The sequence below is a fragment of the Xenorhabdus kozodoii genome (assembly GCF_002632875.1).
GTDB lineage: Bacteria > Pseudomonadota > Gammaproteobacteria > Enterobacterales > Enterobacteriaceae > Xenorhabdus > Xenorhabdus kozodoii.
This window is the reverse complement of record NZ_NJCX01000032.1, coordinates 1-18,551: the sequence shown is the minus strand read 5'-3', so window position 1 is coordinate 18,551 and position 18,551 is coordinate 1. Positions and strand designations below refer to the sequence as shown.

General features: G+C 40.3%; 14 protein-coding genes and 1 riboswitch. Of the genes, 9 read left to right on the top strand and 5 right to left on the bottom strand.

Annotated elements, in window-relative coordinates; all coding sequences use genetic code 11:
• Positions 1–165: 165 nt before the first annotated feature.
• The 6 genes from Xkoz_RS17045 to mntP all read left to right on the top strand — a co-directional run bounded on the left by Xkoz_RS17045 (position 166) and on the right by mntP (position 6,368).
• Complete coding sequence (locus Xkoz_RS17045; protein WP_099143185.1) at positions 166–1,530, top strand: L-serine ammonia-lyase; 1,365 nt, start codon at positions 166–168, stop codon at positions 1,528–1,530.
• Between the two features lie 543 nt (positions 1,531–2,073).
• Entirely contained in the window at positions 2,074–3,042 is a 969-nt protein-coding gene (gene manX / locus Xkoz_RS17040; protein WP_099143184.1) for a PTS mannose transporter subunit IIAB, read from the top strand.
• Positions 3,043–3,125: 83 nt separating this feature from the next.
• Complete coding sequence (locus Xkoz_RS17035) at positions 3,126–3,923, top strand: PTS mannose/fructose/sorbose transporter subunit IIC (protein ID WP_099143183.1); 798 nt, start codon at positions 3,126–3,128, stop codon at positions 3,921–3,923.
• A gap of 13 nt (positions 3,924–3,936) precedes the next feature.
• Positions 3,937–4,794 carry a PTS mannose transporter subunit IID gene (locus tag Xkoz_RS17030; RefSeq protein WP_099143182.1) on the top strand — a complete coding sequence of 286 codons (858 nt, stop codon included), beginning with the start codon at positions 3,937–3,939 and terminating at the stop codon, positions 4,792–4,794.
• Positions 4,795–4,892: 98 nt separating this feature from the next.
• Positions 4,893–5,351 carry a DUF986 family protein gene (locus Xkoz_RS17025; protein WP_099143181.1) on the top strand — a complete coding sequence of 153 codons (459 nt, stop codon included), beginning with the start codon at positions 4,893–4,895 and terminating at the stop codon, positions 5,349–5,351.
• A gap of 161 nt (positions 5,352–5,512) precedes the next feature.
• A riboswitch (yybP-ykoY riboswitch) is annotated at positions 5,513–5,631 on the top strand.
• Between the two features lie 152 nt (positions 5,632–5,783).
• Entirely contained in the window at positions 5,784–6,368 is a 585-nt protein-coding gene (gene mntP / locus Xkoz_RS17020; RefSeq protein ID WP_099143180.1) for a manganese efflux pump MntP, read from the top strand.
• Positions 6,369–6,451: 83 nt separating this feature from the next.
• Here mntP and rlmA read toward each other — a convergent pair whose 3' ends face one another.
• A complete protein-coding gene (rlmA, locus tag Xkoz_RS17015; protein WP_099143179.1) occupies positions 6,452–7,267 on the bottom strand; it encodes a 23S rRNA (guanine(745)-N(1))-methyltransferase in 816 nt (271 codons plus the stop codon).
• A 184-nt stretch (positions 7,268–7,451) separates the two neighbouring features.
• Here rlmA and Xkoz_RS17010 point away from each other — a divergent pair, with 184 nt between their 5' ends.
• Positions 7,452–8,006: a GNAT family N-acetyltransferase gene (locus Xkoz_RS17010; protein WP_099143178.1), complete on the top strand. Its 555-nt coding sequence runs from the start codon at positions 7,452–7,454 to the stop codon at positions 8,004–8,006.
• Positions 8,007–8,027: 21 nt separating this feature from the next.
• Here the strand turns inward: Xkoz_RS17010 and uhpC are convergent, their stop codons facing one another.
• The 4 genes from uhpC to uhpT form a co-directional block, all read right to left on the bottom strand.
• The gene (gene uhpC / locus Xkoz_RS17005) at positions 8,028–9,356 is read right to left on the bottom strand and encodes an MFS transporter (RefSeq protein WP_099143177.1); all 1,329 of its coding nucleotides are present in this window, start codon (positions 9,354–9,356) and stop codon (positions 8,028–8,030) included.
• 9 nt (positions 9,357–9,365) lie between these two features.
• Positions 9,366–10,892, bottom strand: a complete 1,527-nt coding sequence (gene uhpB / locus Xkoz_RS17000) for a signal transduction histidine-protein kinase/phosphatase UhpB (RefSeq protein ID WP_099143176.1) — start codon at positions 10,890–10,892, stop codon at positions 9,366–9,368.
• Entirely contained in the window at positions 10,892–11,500 is a 609-nt protein-coding gene (gene uhpA / locus Xkoz_RS16995) for a response regulator transcription factor UhpA (RefSeq protein ID WP_099143199.1), read from the bottom strand. Before uhpA ends, uhpB begins: the two co-directional genes overlap by 1 nt.
• Before the next feature lie 173 nt (positions 11,501–11,673).
• The gene (gene uhpT, locus Xkoz_RS16990) at positions 11,674–13,050 is read right to left on the bottom strand and encodes a hexose-6-phosphate:phosphate antiporter (RefSeq protein WP_099143175.1); all 1,377 of its coding nucleotides are present in this window, start codon (positions 13,048–13,050) and stop codon (positions 11,674–11,676) included.
• An 841-nt stretch (positions 13,051–13,891) separates the two neighbouring features.
• Between uhpT and Xkoz_RS16985 the strand changes: the two genes are divergently transcribed.
• Both Xkoz_RS16985 and Xkoz_RS16980 read left to right on the top strand, forming a co-directional pair.
• Positions 13,892–15,838, top strand: a complete 1,947-nt coding sequence (locus tag Xkoz_RS16985; RefSeq protein ID WP_099143174.1) for a hypothetical protein — start codon at positions 13,892–13,894, stop codon at positions 15,836–15,838.
• A gap of 251 nt (positions 15,839–16,089) precedes the next feature.
• A complete protein-coding gene (locus Xkoz_RS16980) occupies positions 16,090–17,676 on the top strand; it encodes a hypothetical protein (protein ID WP_099143173.1) in 1,587 nt (528 codons plus the stop codon).
• Positions 17,677–18,551: the final 875 nt, after the last annotated feature.

Genomic DNA, 18,551 nt, shown 5'->3' with positions numbered 1-18,551 from the left:
GGACACAAAACACCACAAAACTGTGCATTACTTATCCATAATCATATCAATTGCTATTATAATTAAAAAAAAACTGTAAACTCCTTTATCAACACTACCAAATAACAGTAAAGTAGCGCGCTTTATATAAATAACTATATCTCTTTCTTCTTAAAGGAGTCTGGCGTGATTAGCGTTTTCGACATGTTTAAGGTGGGTATTGGCCCATCCAGCTCTCATACTGTTGGTCCTATGAAAGCAGGCAAACAATTTGTCGATGATCTTGTAAACCAGGGGGTAATGTCCTCTATCACGCGTGTAGCTGTTGATGTATACGGCTCACTTTCATTAACCGGGAAAGGTCACCATACGGATATCGCTATCATCATGGGCCTGGCAGGTAATATGCCAGCAACCGTTGATATTGAGTCAATTCCAGGTTTTATTCGTGATGTTGAGCAAACTGAACGTTTGCCGCTGGCAAATGGTTTACACGAAGTCGATTTTCCTCGCGATGGCGGTATGAACTTCCGTAGCGATAACTTATCACTACACGAAAACGGCATGCAAATTCATGCGTTCGCCGGTGACGAAAAAGTTTACAGCAAAACCTACTACTCCATCGGTGGGGGTTTTATTATTGATGAAGAAAATTTTGGCAAGCCAACCCAAAATTCCAAGCCTGTTTCTTATCCTTATAGCTCTGCGGCAGAACTGCTGATGAACTGTAATAAAACAGGCCTGTCGGTTTCTGGCTTGATGATGAAGAATGAATTGGATTTACACAGCAAAGAAGAAATTGCTGAGTACTTCGCAGATGTATGGGCAACGATGCAAGCTTGTATCGAGCGTGGGCTGAACACTGAAGGGGTTTTGCCAGGCCCATTGCGGGTTCCTCGCCGTGCAGCCGCCTTACATCGTATGCTGACATCATCAACCAAGTTATCCAATGACCCAATGAATGTCGTTGATTTAATCAATATGTTCGCATTGGCCGTCAATGAAGAAAATGCCGCGGGTGGCCGGGTTGTTACAGCACCAACCAATGGCGCATGTGGTATTGTCCCGGCTGTTTTGGCCTATTACAACCACTGTATTGAACCTGTGACAGCGGAACTGTACACCCGCTATTTCCTGGCTGCGGGTGCCATCGGTATCTTGTATAAGATGAATGCCTCTATTTCGGGTGCAGAAGTTGGCTGCCAAGGTGAAGTTGGGGTGGCTTGTTCTATGGCGGCGGCAGGTCTGGCAGAATTGCTTGGCGCAAGCCCTGAGCAGGTTTGTATCGCAGCAGAAATTGGCATGGAACATAACCTCGGCCTGACTTGTGACCCCGTTGCCGGCCAGGTACAGGTGCCTTGTATTGAACGTAATGCTATCGCTTCCGTTAAAGCAATCAATGCTTCCCGTATGGCACTACGCCGTACCAGTGAACCACGTGTTTCTCTCGATAAGGTTATTGAAACCATGTATGAAACGGGCAAAGACATGAATGCGAAATACCGTGAAACTTCACGCGGTGGCCTGGCGATAAAAGTTCAATGTGACTGATATAAAATATTGTTCATTTATCTTGCAATGAGCGATATTCCTGCCTGTTTTTTCTACAATTAAGGTTTAACTGAAATCGTATCCCTGCCATTTGGCAGGGATATTTTTTTTGGCTGAAACGAATTCATAAAGTACATTTTTTCCCATTTTACGATAAAAACATCACAATTTTTTTATGAGAAAATGAACAAAATGTTACCGGAAACAGCGGTAAATCATAAATTATAGGAAATAATTAGAATTTAAATATTCATTATTATTTTTTGTTAGCAAAAAATATTGTTTTTACCTGTCAAAATAGTCTGTTTTGATTTTTCTGACTGATAGCAATTTTCTTGAAGGCTGTAAATGATAATCTAGCTATATATTTACTTATGTAATGAAATATAAAACCATCCGAAATGAAATTTTGAGCGCGATTTTCGATACCGTTTTATGTTTACGACTATCCTATTGACTGGTAGGAGGTTAAATACATTAAGAATATTGTGTGTGAGCCTTGCAGTAGATCTGAGTCCAATTGTTATAAAAAGGGGAAAACAAGTGAGTATAGCCATTATGATTGGCACACACGGGGCTGCGGCAGAACAACTGCTTCGTACCACAGAAATGTTGATTGGGGAGCAGGAAAATGTTTCCTATATCGACTTTGTACCCGGTGAAAATGCTGATACGTTATTCGAGAAATACAATAAGAAACTGGCATCGCTTAACACAGAGCAGGGTGTTCTGTTTTTCGTTGATACTTGGGGCGGCAGTCCATTCAATGCCGCAAACCGTATTGTGATGGATAAAGACAACTATGAAATCGTGACAGGTGTCAATGTCCCGATGCTGGTTGAAGCGTTCATGTGTCGTGACGATGATCCAACGATGGAAGAACTGGTTGCTGTTGCCTTAGAAACCGGGAAAGAAGGGATCCGTGCCCTTAAAGCAAAACAAGATGAAGAGCCTGCCAAACCTGAACCCGTGAAACCCGCCGCACCTGTTTCAGCCATTTCAGCTTCAGCAACCCCTGCGGGCGGCCATATGAAAATTGCCCTCGCACGCATTGATGATCGCCTGATCCACGGCCAAGTAGCTACCCGTTGGACGAAAGAAACTAACGTCAGACGTATCATTGTCGTCAGTGATGACGTTGCCCAAGATACTGTTCGTTCTACCTTGTTGAAGCAGGTCGCACCTCCCGGTGTTAACGCGCATGTTATAGACGTCGCCAAGTGCGTTCGGGTTTACAACAACCCCAAGTATGCTGGTGAGCGCGTCATGCTGCTATTCACCAATCCAACAGATGTCCTGCGCATTGTAGAAGGTGGGGTCGCTATCGAATCCATCAACATCGGTGGTATGGCTTTCCGTCAAGGAAAAACCCAGATCAACAACGCAATTTCCGTTGATAAAACCGACATTGAAGCCTTTGAAAAACTGAGCTCTCGTGGCATCGAACTTGAAGCCCGTAAAGTTGCCAGTGATACCCGTTTGAACATGATGGATCTGCTGAAAAAAGTTTAACCATAAAAACAGTTATCATTTTATTAACCATTACTCAATAACGAAATGCTTACCAAATTACATTTGGTTACAGGAGAAAGACAATGGAAATTACCGTTGTTCAACTTGTGTTGATATTCATCATTGCCTGTATCGCAGGTATGGATTCAATTCTTGATGAATTTCAATTTCACCGCCCATTGATCGCTTGTACATTAATCGGCTTAGTGCTTGGCGATATAAAATCCGGCATCATCATCGGCGGTACACTGGAAATGATTGCCCTTGGCTGGATGAATATCGGTGCGGCCATCGCCCCCGATGCGGCATTGGCGTCCATCATTTCAACCATTCTGGTTATCGCAGGTGGGCAAGATGTGGGTGCCGGTATCGCACTGGCTATTCCACTGGCCGCGGCAGGCCAGGTTCTGACTATCATTGTCCGTACCCTGACTGTGGGTTTCCAGCACGCAGCCGACAAGGCAGCAGAAAACGGCAATCTTCGAGCTATCAGCGCCCTTCATATTTTTGCGTTGTTACTTCAGGCAATGCGTATTGCTCTTCCGGCATTGGTTGTGGCGCTGTCTGTCGGCACTTCCGAAGTCCAAAGTATGCTGAATTCTATTCCAGAAGTTGTCACAACTGGCCTCAATATCGCAGGTGGAATGATTGTTGTTGTTGGTTATGCGATGGTCATTAATATGATGCGTGCCGGCTACCTGATGCCTTTCTTCTATCTGGGTTTCGTGGCTGCTGTCTATATCCACAACCTCGTTATACTGGGTATCGCTGGCGCGGTCTTGGCGATCTTGTATATCCAGCTTAGCCCTAAATACAATCAATCACAGGTAGCTGCACCTGCCGGCAATACCCCAAATGACCTTGATAACGAATTAGATTAAGAGGATGAACAACATGTCAGAGACAACAAACATGGGCCAGAAAAAACTGACACCAAGCGATATCCGTGGCGTTTTCCTCCGCTCTAATCTGTTTCAGGGCTCATGGAACTTTGAACGTATGCAGGCACTGGGATTTTGCTTCTCCATGGTTCCTGCTATTCGCCGCTTGTATCCCGAAAATACGGACGAACGCAAACAGGCTATCAAACGTCATCTGGAATTCTTTAATACCCACCCTTACGTAGCGGCACCGATCCTGGGTGTCACTATGGCAATGGAAGAACAGCGTGCGAATGGTGCCGATATTGATGACGGTGCGATAAACGGGATCAAAGTCGGCTTGATGGGGCCACTGGCTGGCGTTGGTGATCCCATTTTCTGGGGCACCGTCCGACCTGTTTTTGCCGCATTGGGTGCCGGTATTGCCATGGGCGGCAGTATAATGGGCCCCATACTGTTCTTTATCTTATTTAACCTTGTACGTTTGCTGACCCGTTATTACGGCGTAGCCTATGGTTATAAGAAGGGAATGGATATCGTTAAAGATATGGGTGGCGGTTTCCTGCAAAAAATGACAGAGGGGGCGTCAATATTAGGCCTGTTTGTGATGGGAGCCTTGGTGAATAGTTGGACTAAAGTCAATATTCCTTTTGTTATTTCCAAAGTGCCTGATCCCGAAACAGGTGAGATTAAAGTTACGACTATTCAAACCATTCTGGATCAATTACTGCCGGGGATTGCCCCACTGCTACTGACATTTGGTTGTATGTGGCTATTACGGAAAAAAGTTAATCCGTTATGGATTATTATCGGTTTCTTCGTAATAGGCATTGTCGGTTACTATTTTGGTTTTCTGGGCTTAGCCAAATAACCTTATCGGCAAATATCATTAATTAAACAGTTAGGGGAGAAAAATTTTCTCCCCATTGATGAAAAGCAATATTATTAATTATCAAATCAGGGGATAAAATGAGCTTGAATGATATCATCTTAATAGTCTTGATTGTATTAATGCTCGCTTTTGCGATTTACGATGAATTTATTATCAACCGGCTCAACGGCAAGACGTTATTAAACATAAAACTTAAAAGAAAACAGCGGCTTGATGCTCTGATCTTTATCATTTTAATTGCCATTGTTATTTATAATAACATTACATCGCACGGCAACCCATTTACGACCTATTTATTATCATTCACCATTATTGTGACATTATATTTAGGTTATATTCGCTCACCTAAACTCATCTTAAAAAAACACGGTTTTTATTATGCCAACCGTTTTTTTACTTATGACAACATAAAAACAATGAATTTATCCGAAGATGGTATTCTCATGATGGACTTGGGACAACATAAGATATACCTGTCCGTCACAAAACTGGATGACTTAGAAAAAATTTACCGGTTTCTTATCAACAACAAATAATTCCGCTTACCTGACTCCAGCTAAATTAAATGAGATCAATCATTCATATTGGTCTTATTTACCTCCCTTCTAAACAAATAGAGATAACGATAATCATTATCATTCTCACATTTGAAATAGGACAAAATGTTTTTTGCCTTTTATTCTGGATATGATATTGTCCGCCACAGTCATTGGGGAGTAGCCTGTTCCAGAAAATCGCTGGAAAATTCGTATCAACATACTCGTTTTAAAATAAAACGTGGTACGAATGCCTATAGAGCCTGATAAAATTTGGGTTCTTATACCCTGAATATTTCAAGTGGAAATTAACCAAACAGAAACTTGAAAAATAGGGGTATAAATTGGTTGGCAAGACCATAGACACATAACAGCACCGTAGGTTGGGGGTGTGTTGTGTGTATATGGAATCACCCAGCCGAGACTATTCTAATGAATCTCTATGCAACACTTATTCTCGCTTTCGCCCTGTCCATGGATGCTTTTGCCGCCGCCATCGGAAAAGGAGCCTCCCTGCATAGGCCTCATTTTCGCGAAGCCATCCGTACCGGTATTATCTTTGGCTTGGTTGAAGCCTGTACGCCTTTAATCGGTTGGTCATTGGGGCTGTATGCCAGCCAATATATTATGGAATGGGATCATTGGATTGCCTTTTCTTTGCTGTTGCTCCTTGGCTGCCGCATGATAATAGATAGTTTCAAACGTGAACCTGAAATTGCCCATCATGCTACACCTCAACGCCATAGTTTAGCGACATTGGTTCTCACTGCAATTGCGACCAGTTTGGACGCTATGGCAATAGGCGTCGGCCTCGCCTTTCTGCAAGTTGATATTCTCCATACAGCGATGACCATCGGCCTGATGACCATGATCATGGCCACATTAGGCATGTTAATTGGCCGCTATATTGGCCCACTATTGGGTAAACGCGCTGAGTTGGTTGGAGGATTAGTCTTGATTGCCATTGGCTTCAACATATTATTCGAGCATCTAAAATTATTTTGGTATGCAGGATAAGCGCTTATTGCTAACCAATGGTTTCGTTTTTAAATTTGCCGCTTTATTAGCGGCAACTTGCTTTGGGCAATTTTTTCTTATTATCAAATACGTCGATACACTTTTAGCGTGAAATCAGCTTCACAATTAAACTGTTCTTGCGATATCAAATGCATTTTTACTTCCTCTGATGCCCGCCAGGCAAAGGGGGTCATCTGCAATAAATGATGGGCTTGTTCACCCGTCAATGACATCGCATAAGCCAGCGTTTCGGTTGCAACCAGTTCAAACCCTTCCCACTGTTCCTGATTCTCAGGATGTAAATGCACGTCCTGATAAATAAGCGCTTTCAATTGGTACAGGTGACGAGGGCCAGGTGTTACCGTCAGGACGATACCCTCTGTTTTCACCACCCTGGCCAATTCTGCTGCCTTACAGGGCGCGTAGATCCGCAAAATACCCTCCAATGAACTGTCTGCAAATGGCAATCGATGGCTAGAGGCCACACAGAAATTAACATCAGGATAACGTTTGGCGCCGTAACGCACTGCGACTTTCGCCACATCCAATCCATACACCGCCAATTTTTGGTGAAGATCTAACTGCTCCTGAACTGCCGCGGTGTAATAACCTTCACCACAACCAATATCCAGCAAAGTTTCGGCGCTTTCTGGTAAATATTCGCTAAGCAGTTCAACCGTTTTTTGTTGCAGGGCTTGGTAATGGCCTGAATGCAAAAATGCCCTTCTCGCTTGCATCATTTCCATACTATCACCGGGTTCTTTTGAGCGTTTATACTGAACGGGCAGTAAATTGACATACCCTTCTTTTGCGCAGTCAAACTGGTGATTGTTTTCGCAACGCCATTGGTGATTCGCAAACAGTAACGGTGAGTGGCATAAAGGACATTGATAAGACATAACATTCCGACGGATAGGAAAAATCAGGGGGCGTACTATACCACGTTTTTGAACGCGATGTTTCTATCGGCACTTAAGCCATATAACTACTACCTTATTAAATTGAATTGACTATTTTTCACCCCCAATTTATTGTCTTTCGTGACCAATAAACACCATTTTCATTACAGAATGGAGGGGTAAAATGCCATACGATGATCTAAAAACCAAACGACTTTTACTGAAAAAACTCGCGTATGACGACGCCGTCCAAATCCAGCAAAAATTCCCGCATTGGGATATCGTCAAATACTTAGATCGCAACGCAGTCCCCTGGCCTTATCCTGATGATGGCGCAGAATATTTTGTTAAAAATGTGTCGCTTCCCTCCATACAAGCAGGCAAGGCATGGATATGGTCTATTCGCGCAAAGAAACATCCTGATGAACTCATCGGTATCATCGGGTTATATGACAGACAAGATAATAACCGAGGATTCTGGCTCTCCTTGGAACACCAAGGCCAGGGATTGATGCGTGAAACCTGTGAAAAAGTGACTGATTATTGGTTTCATGTGCTGGGAAAATCCGTTCTCAGAACACAAAAAGCCAACATTAATCAAAGCTCGAAGAAAATCTCATTGGCACAAGGGGAAAGGCTGATAAAAGTGGCAGAAAAAGAGTATGTTTCAGGAAAATATGCCTGCGAATTCTGGGAAATAACTAAAGAAGAATGGTGCAATCGGCATTCCCTTTTTTAATCGATTGCTATAGCCCATCCATTAATCTTGCATTCTCTGTCTGGGAAACTGAGCTTGCAGGAATGGCAGTAATAATAAACCTATCATAACGGCACAGACAGAAATGGTAATGAATAGCCCCGTCCAATGGTAGTGCTTTAAAATGATGGCAAAAGGATAGCCAGCAAGCGCGGCGCCTGTATAGGCAAAAAGACCGACAAACCCTGTTGCCGCGCCCGCAGAATCTTTATGGGAACATTCCGCAGCAGCCATACCAATCAACAATTGCGGGCCAAAAACGAAAAAACCAATCGTAAAAAAACCAATTGACTGAAAAATCAAATCTGTCATCGGCATCAGCCATAAGGCCGCCACTGACAAAAAAATCCCCATCGCAAATATCAGGTTCATCGGCCCACGATTGCCGCCAAACACTTTATCCGATCCCCATCCCGCCACCAGCGAGCCGACAAATCCACCCACTTCAAACAGCGACAATACCGCATTCGCACTCACTAAGTCATAATGATGGTATTCTGTCAGATAGAGGTTTCCCCAATCGTTAATCACCGTACGAACGAGATAGACCAGGACATAACTCACGGAAAGCAACCAAATATATTTATTGCCAAAAACATAGGTTTTCAGTATTTCTCTGGTCGTCAGCCCTTTCCCTTGATTCTCCTGTATTTTTTCTAAATGGTCATTACGGAATTGACCCACTGTCGGCAACCCCATTGTGGTTGGCTTGTCACGTAACCGCCAGCATAAAAATATTCCTCCCAAGATGCCTAAACAACCCGGCACAATAAATCCTTCCCGCCAGCTAAAATGCAACATCAAAAAACTGATAAGCAGGGCAACCAATGCGCTGCCTATATGATGTGACGTATTCCATAAAGACCACCAGAAACCGCGCTCTGAGCGGGAATACCAACTGGTGAGTAGTTTGGCACAGGGTGGCGAACCCCATCCCTGAAACCAGGCATTTAACATCCATAAAAAAGTAAATATGACAATCGAGCTGGACAGGCCAAAAAAGATATTAATGACCCCAGTGGCAATTAAACCCATCCCCATGAAATAACGCGAATTAGCGCGATCAGAAATCATGCCGGAAAGAAATTTTGAACAGCCATAAGTGATATAAAACAGCGTTCCAATCAGCCCAATTTCCCCTTTATCCAGGCCAAGATCGGTTATCATGGCAGGCATCGCGTAGTTAAAACTTTTACGGGTAAAGTAAAATAGCGCATATCCCACATAGAGGCTTAGCATAATATGCAAGCGCCAGTAACGGTACTGTTCCTGAATTTCTGTATCAGATAACTGAGTAAAATGTACTGATCTGGAGTGAGAAGACGCTGTCATGTCCATATCTTAAAGTTTAGGCAAGAGGATAGACAAATCCGTCCCCGACCCTTGCTGTTTTTCACTGTGAATTGAAAACGTTCCACCCAAAGCCTGTACACGCTCCCGCATACCACGTAGGCCAAACCCTTTCATATGATCCTCGGCCTTACAGCCAATGCCATTATCCCTGACCAATAAATGGATCATCTCCTTGATGGAAAAATGCAATTCAATACGATCGGCTTGGGAATATTTCATGGCATTATTCAACGCTTCCTGACAAAGACGATATAACGTAATTTGAGTGGTATCACTGAGTTGATCGCTCGCCACTCCAGGATCCGTTGCCCAACAAATGTCCACCGATATGCCCTGGGCTTCAAACTTCATATCACGCAATAATTGTTCAATCGCCTTTTCTAAACCGAGGTCGTCAAGAATTTTAGGCCGTAACCGGCCAAGTAACCCTTTGGTGGTATCATAAACGTTAAGGGATAATGATTCGATAGTCTTGGCGCAATGAGTGCTAATGGGTGCCACTTCTATCCGCTGGATAATATTGGCCTGGGTACGAATGGCGGTAACATTCTGGCCAATTTCATCATGCAGTTCACGGGCAATCTCCCGCCTTACCGACTCTTCTGCTTTCACCAATTGGCGGGACAGGCTGTGATTACGGTGGAGTTGCCCCTTTAACTGTGCATTAAGGTCACGCTGACGCTGCACTGCCATCCCCAACATGATCCCCGTTAACGTTTGAGCCAACAGTGATAACAAAAGATCCGTGATCTCTATATTCGGGACACCATTATTCGAGACACCATTACGTGCGGCAATCAAGGCAATACTGTTTAGCAAAGTGCCAATCACAGCGCCTTGCCAGCCGTAACGAAACGCTAACAAGATAATGGGAATAGCCAGACAAAATGGGGCAAAATAACGCAGCGCATTGGGCAGGCCAACCTGGAGAAAAATATTCATTATAAACAACAAAGTATAAAGAACGATGTGTTTGAAATGAAACTGAATTCGATGTGATACCAGATTCGCGGTCAGGGGAAACCAAACATTTTGGAACAGGTAATGCCAGACTAAATAACACAAAGGAACCAACATGACACTGCCGGTTAAACTGACTAAAAATGCAAAACTTAAAGCCGAATAATGGTTGCTGATCGCCACCACATTAATGATGGAAGTTGCCACAACGATACCGGCCATGACTGCGAATCGCTGCCATTGGCTGCCACAATAATAGCGACTGGCAAACCAAACGAGGGGAAAACTGACCATGCTGGCCGTCAATATTGTCAGCCATTGTAGCTGCCCCATTAAGAGAGCTAGGCAAACGGTAATCCCCCATTCTACGCCATAAAGGGGCATCCAATACCGCTTGGGGGTATGGAGAGCAATGCCGAGACGCAAGGCAAAAGGGAAAAACAGGATAGCCAGTTCAGAGTCATTGACAAAATAGTAGGCGATGACCCATAAGCAAAACCACCAACAGGAAAACAATACCCCGCCACAAAATGAATTGATTAAATATTGACGCATTAGAAATCACTGGTGGCAAAATAGTTCGTCAAACCAACGTTATTTGTTACCCCTAATTTACTCATCGCATTGGCTCGATGGACGTGTACGGTTTTATGGCTTAATCCCAATTCTGCCGCTATCGCCTTCACATCCATACCGCTCGCCAACATTTCCCCGACTTGCCGTTCTCGGTTAGTCAGGTATTCCAATGAAGATGGGCTGTTTTTTGACGACGTTAAATTGAGTACGATGTCAGGCGTGAGATAACAACCGTTATTGGCGGTAGTCCGCACCGCCTGAACCAGCTCATCCGGGCAACAACGTTTACTGAGATAACCACGCGCACCCGCCTTCAAGGCATTTTCCACCATTGTGGCAGAATCATGAACACTCAGCATCACGCAGGCAATACCGGAGGGAAGATCTTTCAAGAGTGAAAGCCCACTTTCATCTTTCATCGAAATATCAAGAATACACACCCTTGCCCCCGAACCCGGTAACCCTTGTCTGGCTTCAGCACATGAACTGAATTCCCCCACGACGGTAATATCCGGTTCTAAATTTAGCAACTGGGCGAATCCTGAACGCACAACAACATGATCATCAACTAATGCTACTTTAATCATCATCATTTATTATCGAATTAAATATCGGGCTAAACTACTCTGATTGACATCGCTTCGCAATAGTCTGCCATAGGGCATCATTCACAATAGAAAGCAAGGTTCATGGCGGCAAAAAATGGGGAAAAAGATGCTGCCGTAGAGATACAGCAGCATCAGTCAGTTTTTAGGCTGGGTCAATGTGCTTTCTTGGCTTTTCGGATCTTTTTCTCTTCCGCGATAGCCACAAAAACAAGCAAGCTAAGGCACACGAATGCCGAGGTATCCAAGGCGACAAAGGTGCCTTTCCAGCCAGTCAAACCAAAAATAGGCACACCATCCGCAATCATTCCCAAACCGAGCTTGGCAAAGCTGTCACCGATTAAATAAGCAAATGTTCCTTTAACACCATCAGCCACACTAATCGCCTTTTTCGGTACAAATCCAACCGCAGCCACGCCAATCAACAACTGTGGGCCAAACACCAGAAAACCCAGCACAAACAGCGATCCCAAATACATGTATTCACTGGTTGCGTGTTGATAGAATTCAAGACAGACAATAATCAAGCCTAACGAAACACAGGCCACCAGGGCACGACGGCCATTCGCCAAATCTGACAGATATCCCCACATTAAGGTGCCAACTAGCGCCCCGATTTCGAATAGGGTAAAACCCGTGATGGCGGTTTCTTTTGACTGTCCCAGCTCCTGATAGGCATAGACGGTAGACCATTGGTCAATACCAATTCGTACGATGTACAGGAAGATATTGGCAAAACAGAGTAACCAAATGACTTTGTTCTTTAATACATATTCGACAAAGATCTCACGTTTGGTCATTTGATTTTCTTCGGCCGCGATATCTTCTTCGCTGACCGGTTCATCAAATAACTCTTCTACTTTACCCAAACCGTAACTTTCCGGGGAATCGCTACCATAACGCAATCCGATGAAACCCAGGATCAGGGCGATAATAGAAGGGAAAACAAACATCCCTATCACATGGCCATTAAAGAAATAGTTGGCACCCAAGAGCGCCACACCCGCTGCCGCAGCGCCACCGACATTATGTGACATATTCCACAAGCCCAGATAGGTTCCACGCTTATTCCGCGGCGTCCATTTCGTAATCGTGGAATAGCTGGCTGGCCCACCGATGCTTTGGAAAAAGCCACTCAACGCATAAAATGCCACCATCAGGAAAATGCTGATGCCAGAGCTTCCCATACTCATGCTGAACCCTAACATGGCAATGCCCGATAGGATCAGCATAAATGGCAGGAATTGTTTAGTATTTTTGCCATCGGCGTAATAAGCGACCGCGGTTTTGCCAATACCATAAGTAATAGAAAAACCTAGCCCGATCAACCCAAGCTGCGTCATCGACAGGCCATAAGTTGAAATCATATCGTTTTGGGCTATGTTAAAGTTTTTACGCACCAAATACATAGCCATATAGCCGATAAAAACCACCAAATACGACTGCATAAAGGGTTTGAACCACATTTTGCGGCGTACATCCACTGGAAGATCCAGGGTTGGCTTACGAATTTGTTCTAGAATTTTGAGCATGTGAAATCCTTAGATAACCACGAGAAAAGGCGCCTTTTTAAGCAGGTGAAAATAAAAAAGACAGATCGCAAAAAGCGAAAGTTTTCGTAGTGATAGTTTTCGTAAATATAATTTTGCAGATATAGTTATTATTCAGGCAGTTTAGAAAACTAAAGGAAGGTTGGCTTGAGCTATGGTCTTAGTTGAACTAGGAATATTTCCTAGTTTTACCTTACTCGATCATAAAGCGTGAAAGATATCACATTCTTTGCTTGGTAAAGCGTGAAGTTGAAATAGTTTGCAATCTTGGCATCGTGAGGAAATGATCAAATCAGACAACTCATTCCAGCTCAATTCAAAATCCGAAGTGATGCACGATAAAGTAATGGGAACATTCATTGAACGTGAATACGACTTTCTCTAAACGATCTAACCCTTGGGTTCATGAGCAGAAATTAAGCATCTTCAATGGTGGTTGGTATAGCAAAAAATACCGGGCATGATAGTCATCAAAAACCGTTTAGGGTTTATGAGACTAAAAATAATACCTTGATAAACAGAAGGTGGGTATTGTTCTTTGTTACAGACAATCTAAAAGAAAAATAAAATTACAAGATAAAAAATATCATTTGAATATAATCAATTCTTGTGATTAAAAAAAGTTATCAGATAATAACTCTTTTTCATTGGTTTTTTATTTTTTATACAGCTATGTTGAGCATCAAAATTGAAATAGTTACAAATGAGGTAACATTAAAATTATTTTCATGTGGTAAGTTTATTTTTAATAACTATTTTAGTGGTAAATTTTCTAATCAAATGAAATTAATGTAATTTATTAATTATAATACGAGGTGATTAAATGACAGTTAATACTGATATGAAAATTTCACTTAAATCGACTGATAGTTTAGTTATAGGTCAGCAAATAAAATTTATGGTAACAGTAACATTAACATCGGATAACGTTATTGATACTGGTAAGTCTATAACAGTAAAAAAAGGTTACAGTGAAAATATAAAATTTGATCAAGATGTTAATAAGCCTATCAAACTTGTTTATGGGGATAAAAATCTTACTGCATCTGCCAATTTAAGTTTTACGGTGCTTAAGAGAGTAGGAAAAAACCCAGTACATGATGGTGATAATATTACATTTGAAATAGAAACTGATGCAATATCGAATGGAATTGAATTTAATAAAGTGAAGTTCACAGGCAAAGTTAAAAATAATAATAAAATGGAGATTTCAATTAATCAAAAAGCAGATTTAGTGATAGGCCAAAACGTGAGTTTTACGGCAACATTAAGTTCAGATCAACCTATTTCATTGAGCAAAAATGTTACCATTAAAAATGTCAGTAAAAATATAAAATTTGATCAAGATATTAATAAGCCGATTGAACTTATTTACATAGATGGTAATAAAAAAGCATCTGCCCAATTAAGTTTTACTGTGGAAGACTCAAGTGGCGGAACGGTACAAGATGGTTCTGATATTTATTTTGAAGTTCATACTGATGCAGTGACTAGTGAAGGTGATTTCAACGTTATAAAATTTACAGGTAAGGCGAATGAAATTGATGTGAATTCATTGGCACTTTTTGTTGAAAATCCTTTCCTACAAATGAAATTAGATGGGGGTCAAAAAAAACATACACCAATATATGCAACGTTAAAAAATAAAAATACACAGGAATTATTGAAATACACCCCTGTATTTATCACGTCACAACAACATAATAGAATGGAGGAATTTATCTTTAAGGATGCTGGAAATAACATTGATCTTATTCTTGATAAAAAAGGAGCTAATAAAGGAATTGTTATCACTTCAGATGAAAATGGAGTAATAAAATTTAATCTTCATCTTAAAAACTCACTCGTAGGTGTACTTAATTTATATACTATTATTTTGAGTGATATAATTAGCATTTCGGTTTCAGCTAAGAAAACAATTTATGCTGTTAATTATAAAGCACCGGGTTATCTTAACTCTATAGGTATGCCAAGTATTGAGGGTAATACCACCGAAGGATTAACAGCACATACTGCATACCCCAATTTCTTAGCATCAATAAGTAGTTATGATGGAGTAGAAAATGGTGATGTCATTTTATTTTTTGTTAACGGTAATTATAGTGGACAGTTTATAATCATCACGGATCAAAAGAAACAGTTGGATAGTTATAGCATAGTACTTCCTTATGCCATTTTTAAACAAAATGAAACCTCAGAGTTTTCTTATACTGCTGTCAAATTGAATGGCGACGCCCTTTATTCTGAACCAATATCAGTAACTTATTTAGGTGGTATCCCTTACGAAGCTAACCCAAATGTTAAGAGGAGTTATGAACATTGTTTAGTCCATACCAGTATTGGTGTTGATTCTGATAATATTATCCCAACTCATAATGGTGTTGCTTATGCCAGTATTATGCAATATCCCGGTTATAAACATAATGGATTATTTATTGAAATTGTGCGCTCTAATACTTATGATCCTAAATTAACTGTAAATCCAGTTCCATTAAGTGTTACGGATTTTACTTTAAATATGTATATAGATTCACCGAATAGGAATATAATGTTAACTTATCACACACCAATTACATTAAGTGATATTGGTAGTAATGGTAATAAAAATTCTATTTTCTTCCATATCCCTTATACGGATTTAGCTGGTATAGAATATGGAGGACTTAGTTTTGATTATCAATTTTACTTAGATGAACAATTACAGTATGGTGTGGTTTGGAATGGATCTATTGATACCTACGTAGCTCCAGAAGGTGTGAAAAACCACTAATAGCTCAAACTACTAATGATATATTTATTTTAATCATTATATTTTATATAGTATACATTCCGCATCTACTTTTTAATTTATTTTAAATATAAGTTTCAAACCAAACAAACCACAAATAAGATGCGGACACCAACTAAAAATATTCTATTTTTACTGTATTTATAGCTCTAAAATAAAATGAAATAGCATGTTTTATTTTGGTTATTAATACTTCTTAATATTTGTTCGAAATTTAAATATAGGATTATGAAATGATAAATAACAAAATTGAAATTTCAATTAACAAAAAAGCTGATTTAGTTATAGGTCAAAGTGTTAGTTTTACGATAACATTAAATTCAGATACACCGATTGCTTCAGGAAAGGCTGTAACTATAAAAAATAGCAGCGCTAATATAAAATTTGACCAAGATATTACTCAACCTATTCTTCTTAACTACCAAAATAGTTTACTGACAGCATTTGCATGCTTGAGTTTTACAGTGCTTGAAGAGGTAAAAGATATACCTGTTCAAGATGGTTCTGATATTTATTTTGAAGTTCATACTGATGCAGCGACTAGTGAAGGTGATTTCAACGTTATAAAATTTACAGGTAAGGCGAATGAAATTGATGTGAATTCATTGGCACTTTTTGTTGAAAAGCCTTATTTGAAAACAGTTGTTACGGGTGATGATAAACCATCGGAGAAAGATAACTTTACAGCAATACATACAATTTTGAAAAGTATATCAGGGAAAATATTGGTAGGTACTCCTATTTTTGTTACATCATCTGTTCATCATAAAATGAATGATTTTCAGTTCAAAGATGCTAATAATAAACAAGAAATTCTTCCTGAGAAAATAGGACCTAATGAAGGAATATCCATTTCTTCAGATCAGCATGGATTGGTAAAGTTTTATCTCTATCCAAAAGTGTCAGAGGTAACCTCACTTGTGTTACAACTTGTTATTCTGAATGATGTTGCTGATATCCGCGCTAAAAAAATACTTTATGTGGCTAATTATATTAATCCAGGTTATATGGATTCTATTGGCACTCCAGATATTGCTGGGTTTTCTATGGGAGATTTATTTGCCAATCAGGGATTAGCATATTTTCTAACTACTGTGAGCAGTTACGATAACGTAGCAATTGGTGATGTGGTTTTATTTTTTGTTAATGGTAATTATACTGGCTATTCCGTGACTATCGAGGATGAAAAAAAACAGTTAGATCAACCTAGCATAAGACTTCCTTATACTATATTTGAACGAGATGTACTCTCTGAATTTTCCTATACTGTAATTAAAGAGGGGGGAGACGCGTTATATTCGTTACCATTACCATTGAATTATGTTGGGGGAGTTCCCTATGAACCTGAATCAGAAGTTAAGAGAAGCTATGATATGTGCATAGTTCATCCCAGTATTGGTGTTGACCCTAATATTGCCATACCACCTGTTAATAGTATTGGTTATGATAATATTATGAAATATCCTGGGTACACATATAATGGATTATTTATTGAGATTATACGCTCTCAAGATAATGATTCTAAAGCGCAATTAAATCCAGTTCCATTAGATATAACAGATATTACTCTAAACATGTATATTAATTCAGATAATAAAAGTTTCACTAAACCTTATACCAAACAGATTAGCTTAACAGAAATAGGTGGCCCAGGTAATAAAGACTCTATTTATTTTCATATTCCTTATGAAGACATTGTTGGTATTAATTGGAGGGGGAATATTAGTTTTGACTATCAATTTTTTAAAGATGAAACTATTCAGTATAGTGCTGTTTGGGACGGATATATTGGTACTACACCACCTCCTGGTTATAATTAATTGAGATAAAAAAACATGATGTCATTTTATAAAACAATTAGCAAAAATTGTCTTGTATTATAGTGAATAACTGAACATAGGACAGTTCCTTGCTCCTCATATGTCGAGGAGTAAGGAAGTGTTTGGCAGTAATTATATCTTTTAGTTTATACATACATTATATAGTGAATTAGCTAGCTGTGGTAAGGCGGTTTCTTTCCGATAGCATAGATCTGGCTAACACAGAAAATAAATAGATAATTAAAAAATATGAAGTATATAAGAGGAATAAATATATGTCTAGTAATATGACTTTTTCGTTGCCAGAAAAGGGCAATTTAATAATAGGGCAGAGTTTTTTGTTTACAGTGACATTATTATCTAATGAGATTATAGATAGCAGTTCAACTATTTCATTTTTTTAATAAAAAATATTCATGTACCAATTGAAGATATTCTCGTAAATCTGGAAACTGACAATAAAAAACCCCACGGCAACAGTGACGCTTACCGTAACTGATTCGATAGCGGAAAATGAGGTGATTCATTTTAGTGTAAAAACATCATTGATGTGGCGTTCGGTGAAAAATTACAACATATTGCAAAAGAAATCTATCCTGAATCATTGAGGTTAATCGTTGATGACAGGACGGGATTCCACTTTGTACTTAATTTAATCAAAGATAAGCTGACTACGGAATTCCTCTGGCCACATTGCTCTTCGGCGTTTAGCTGTTTGACTGTCCTTTATACCCGTCGCCTTTCAAGATGCGTTTTATATCTCCCCGCTACGCGGGCATAGGTATCTACACATCTCCGAGCTGACCCAATGCTCTTGCGGCTAAGAGGGTCAGTTCCTCGGGGGTATACTCGGATAGCAACATTAATGTGTTCAG

Bases quoted from the DNA above. Each gene is read 5' to 3' on its own strand.
- mntP (WP_099143180.1), top strand. From the start codon at position 5,784: ATGAATCTCTATGCAACACTTATTCTCGCTTTCGCCCTGTCCATGGAT.
- Xkoz_RS17025 (WP_099143181.1), top strand. From the start codon at position 4,893: ATGAGCTTGAATGATATCATCTTAATAGTCTTGATTGTATTAATGCTC.
- uhpB (WP_099143176.1), bottom strand. From the start codon at position 10,892: ATGCGTCAATATTTAATCAATTCATTTTGTGGCGGGGTATTGTTTTCC.
- Xkoz_RS17030 (WP_099143182.1), top strand. From the start codon at position 3,937: ATGTCAGAGACAACAAACATGGGCCAGAAAAAACTGACACCAAGCGAT.
- rlmA (WP_099143179.1), bottom strand. From the start codon at position 7,267: ATGTCTTATCAATGTCCTTTATGCCACTCACCGTTACTGTTTGCGAAT.
- Xkoz_RS16980 (WP_099143173.1), top strand. From the start codon at position 16,090: ATGATAAATAACAAAATTGAAATTTCAATTAACAAAAAAGCTGATTTA.
- Xkoz_RS17010 (WP_099143178.1), top strand. From the start codon at position 7,452: ATGCCATACGATGATCTAAAAACCAAACGACTTTTACTGAAAAAACTC.
- uhpC (WP_099143177.1), bottom strand. From the start codon at position 9,356: ATGACAGCGTCTTCTCACTCCAGATCAGTACATTTTACTCAGTTATCT.
- Xkoz_RS16985 (WP_099143174.1), top strand. From the start codon at position 13,892: ATGACAGTTAATACTGATATGAAAATTTCACTTAAATCGACTGATAGT.
- uhpA (WP_099143199.1), bottom strand. From the start codon at position 11,500: ATGATTAAAGTAGCATTAGTTGATGATCATGTTGTTGTGCGTTCAGGA.
- Xkoz_RS17035 (WP_099143183.1), top strand. From the start codon at position 3,126: ATGGAAATTACCGTTGTTCAACTTGTGTTGATATTCATCATTGCCTGT.
- uhpT (WP_099143175.1), bottom strand. From the start codon at position 13,050: ATGCTCAAAATTCTAGAACAAATTCGTAAGCCAACCCTGGATCTTCCA.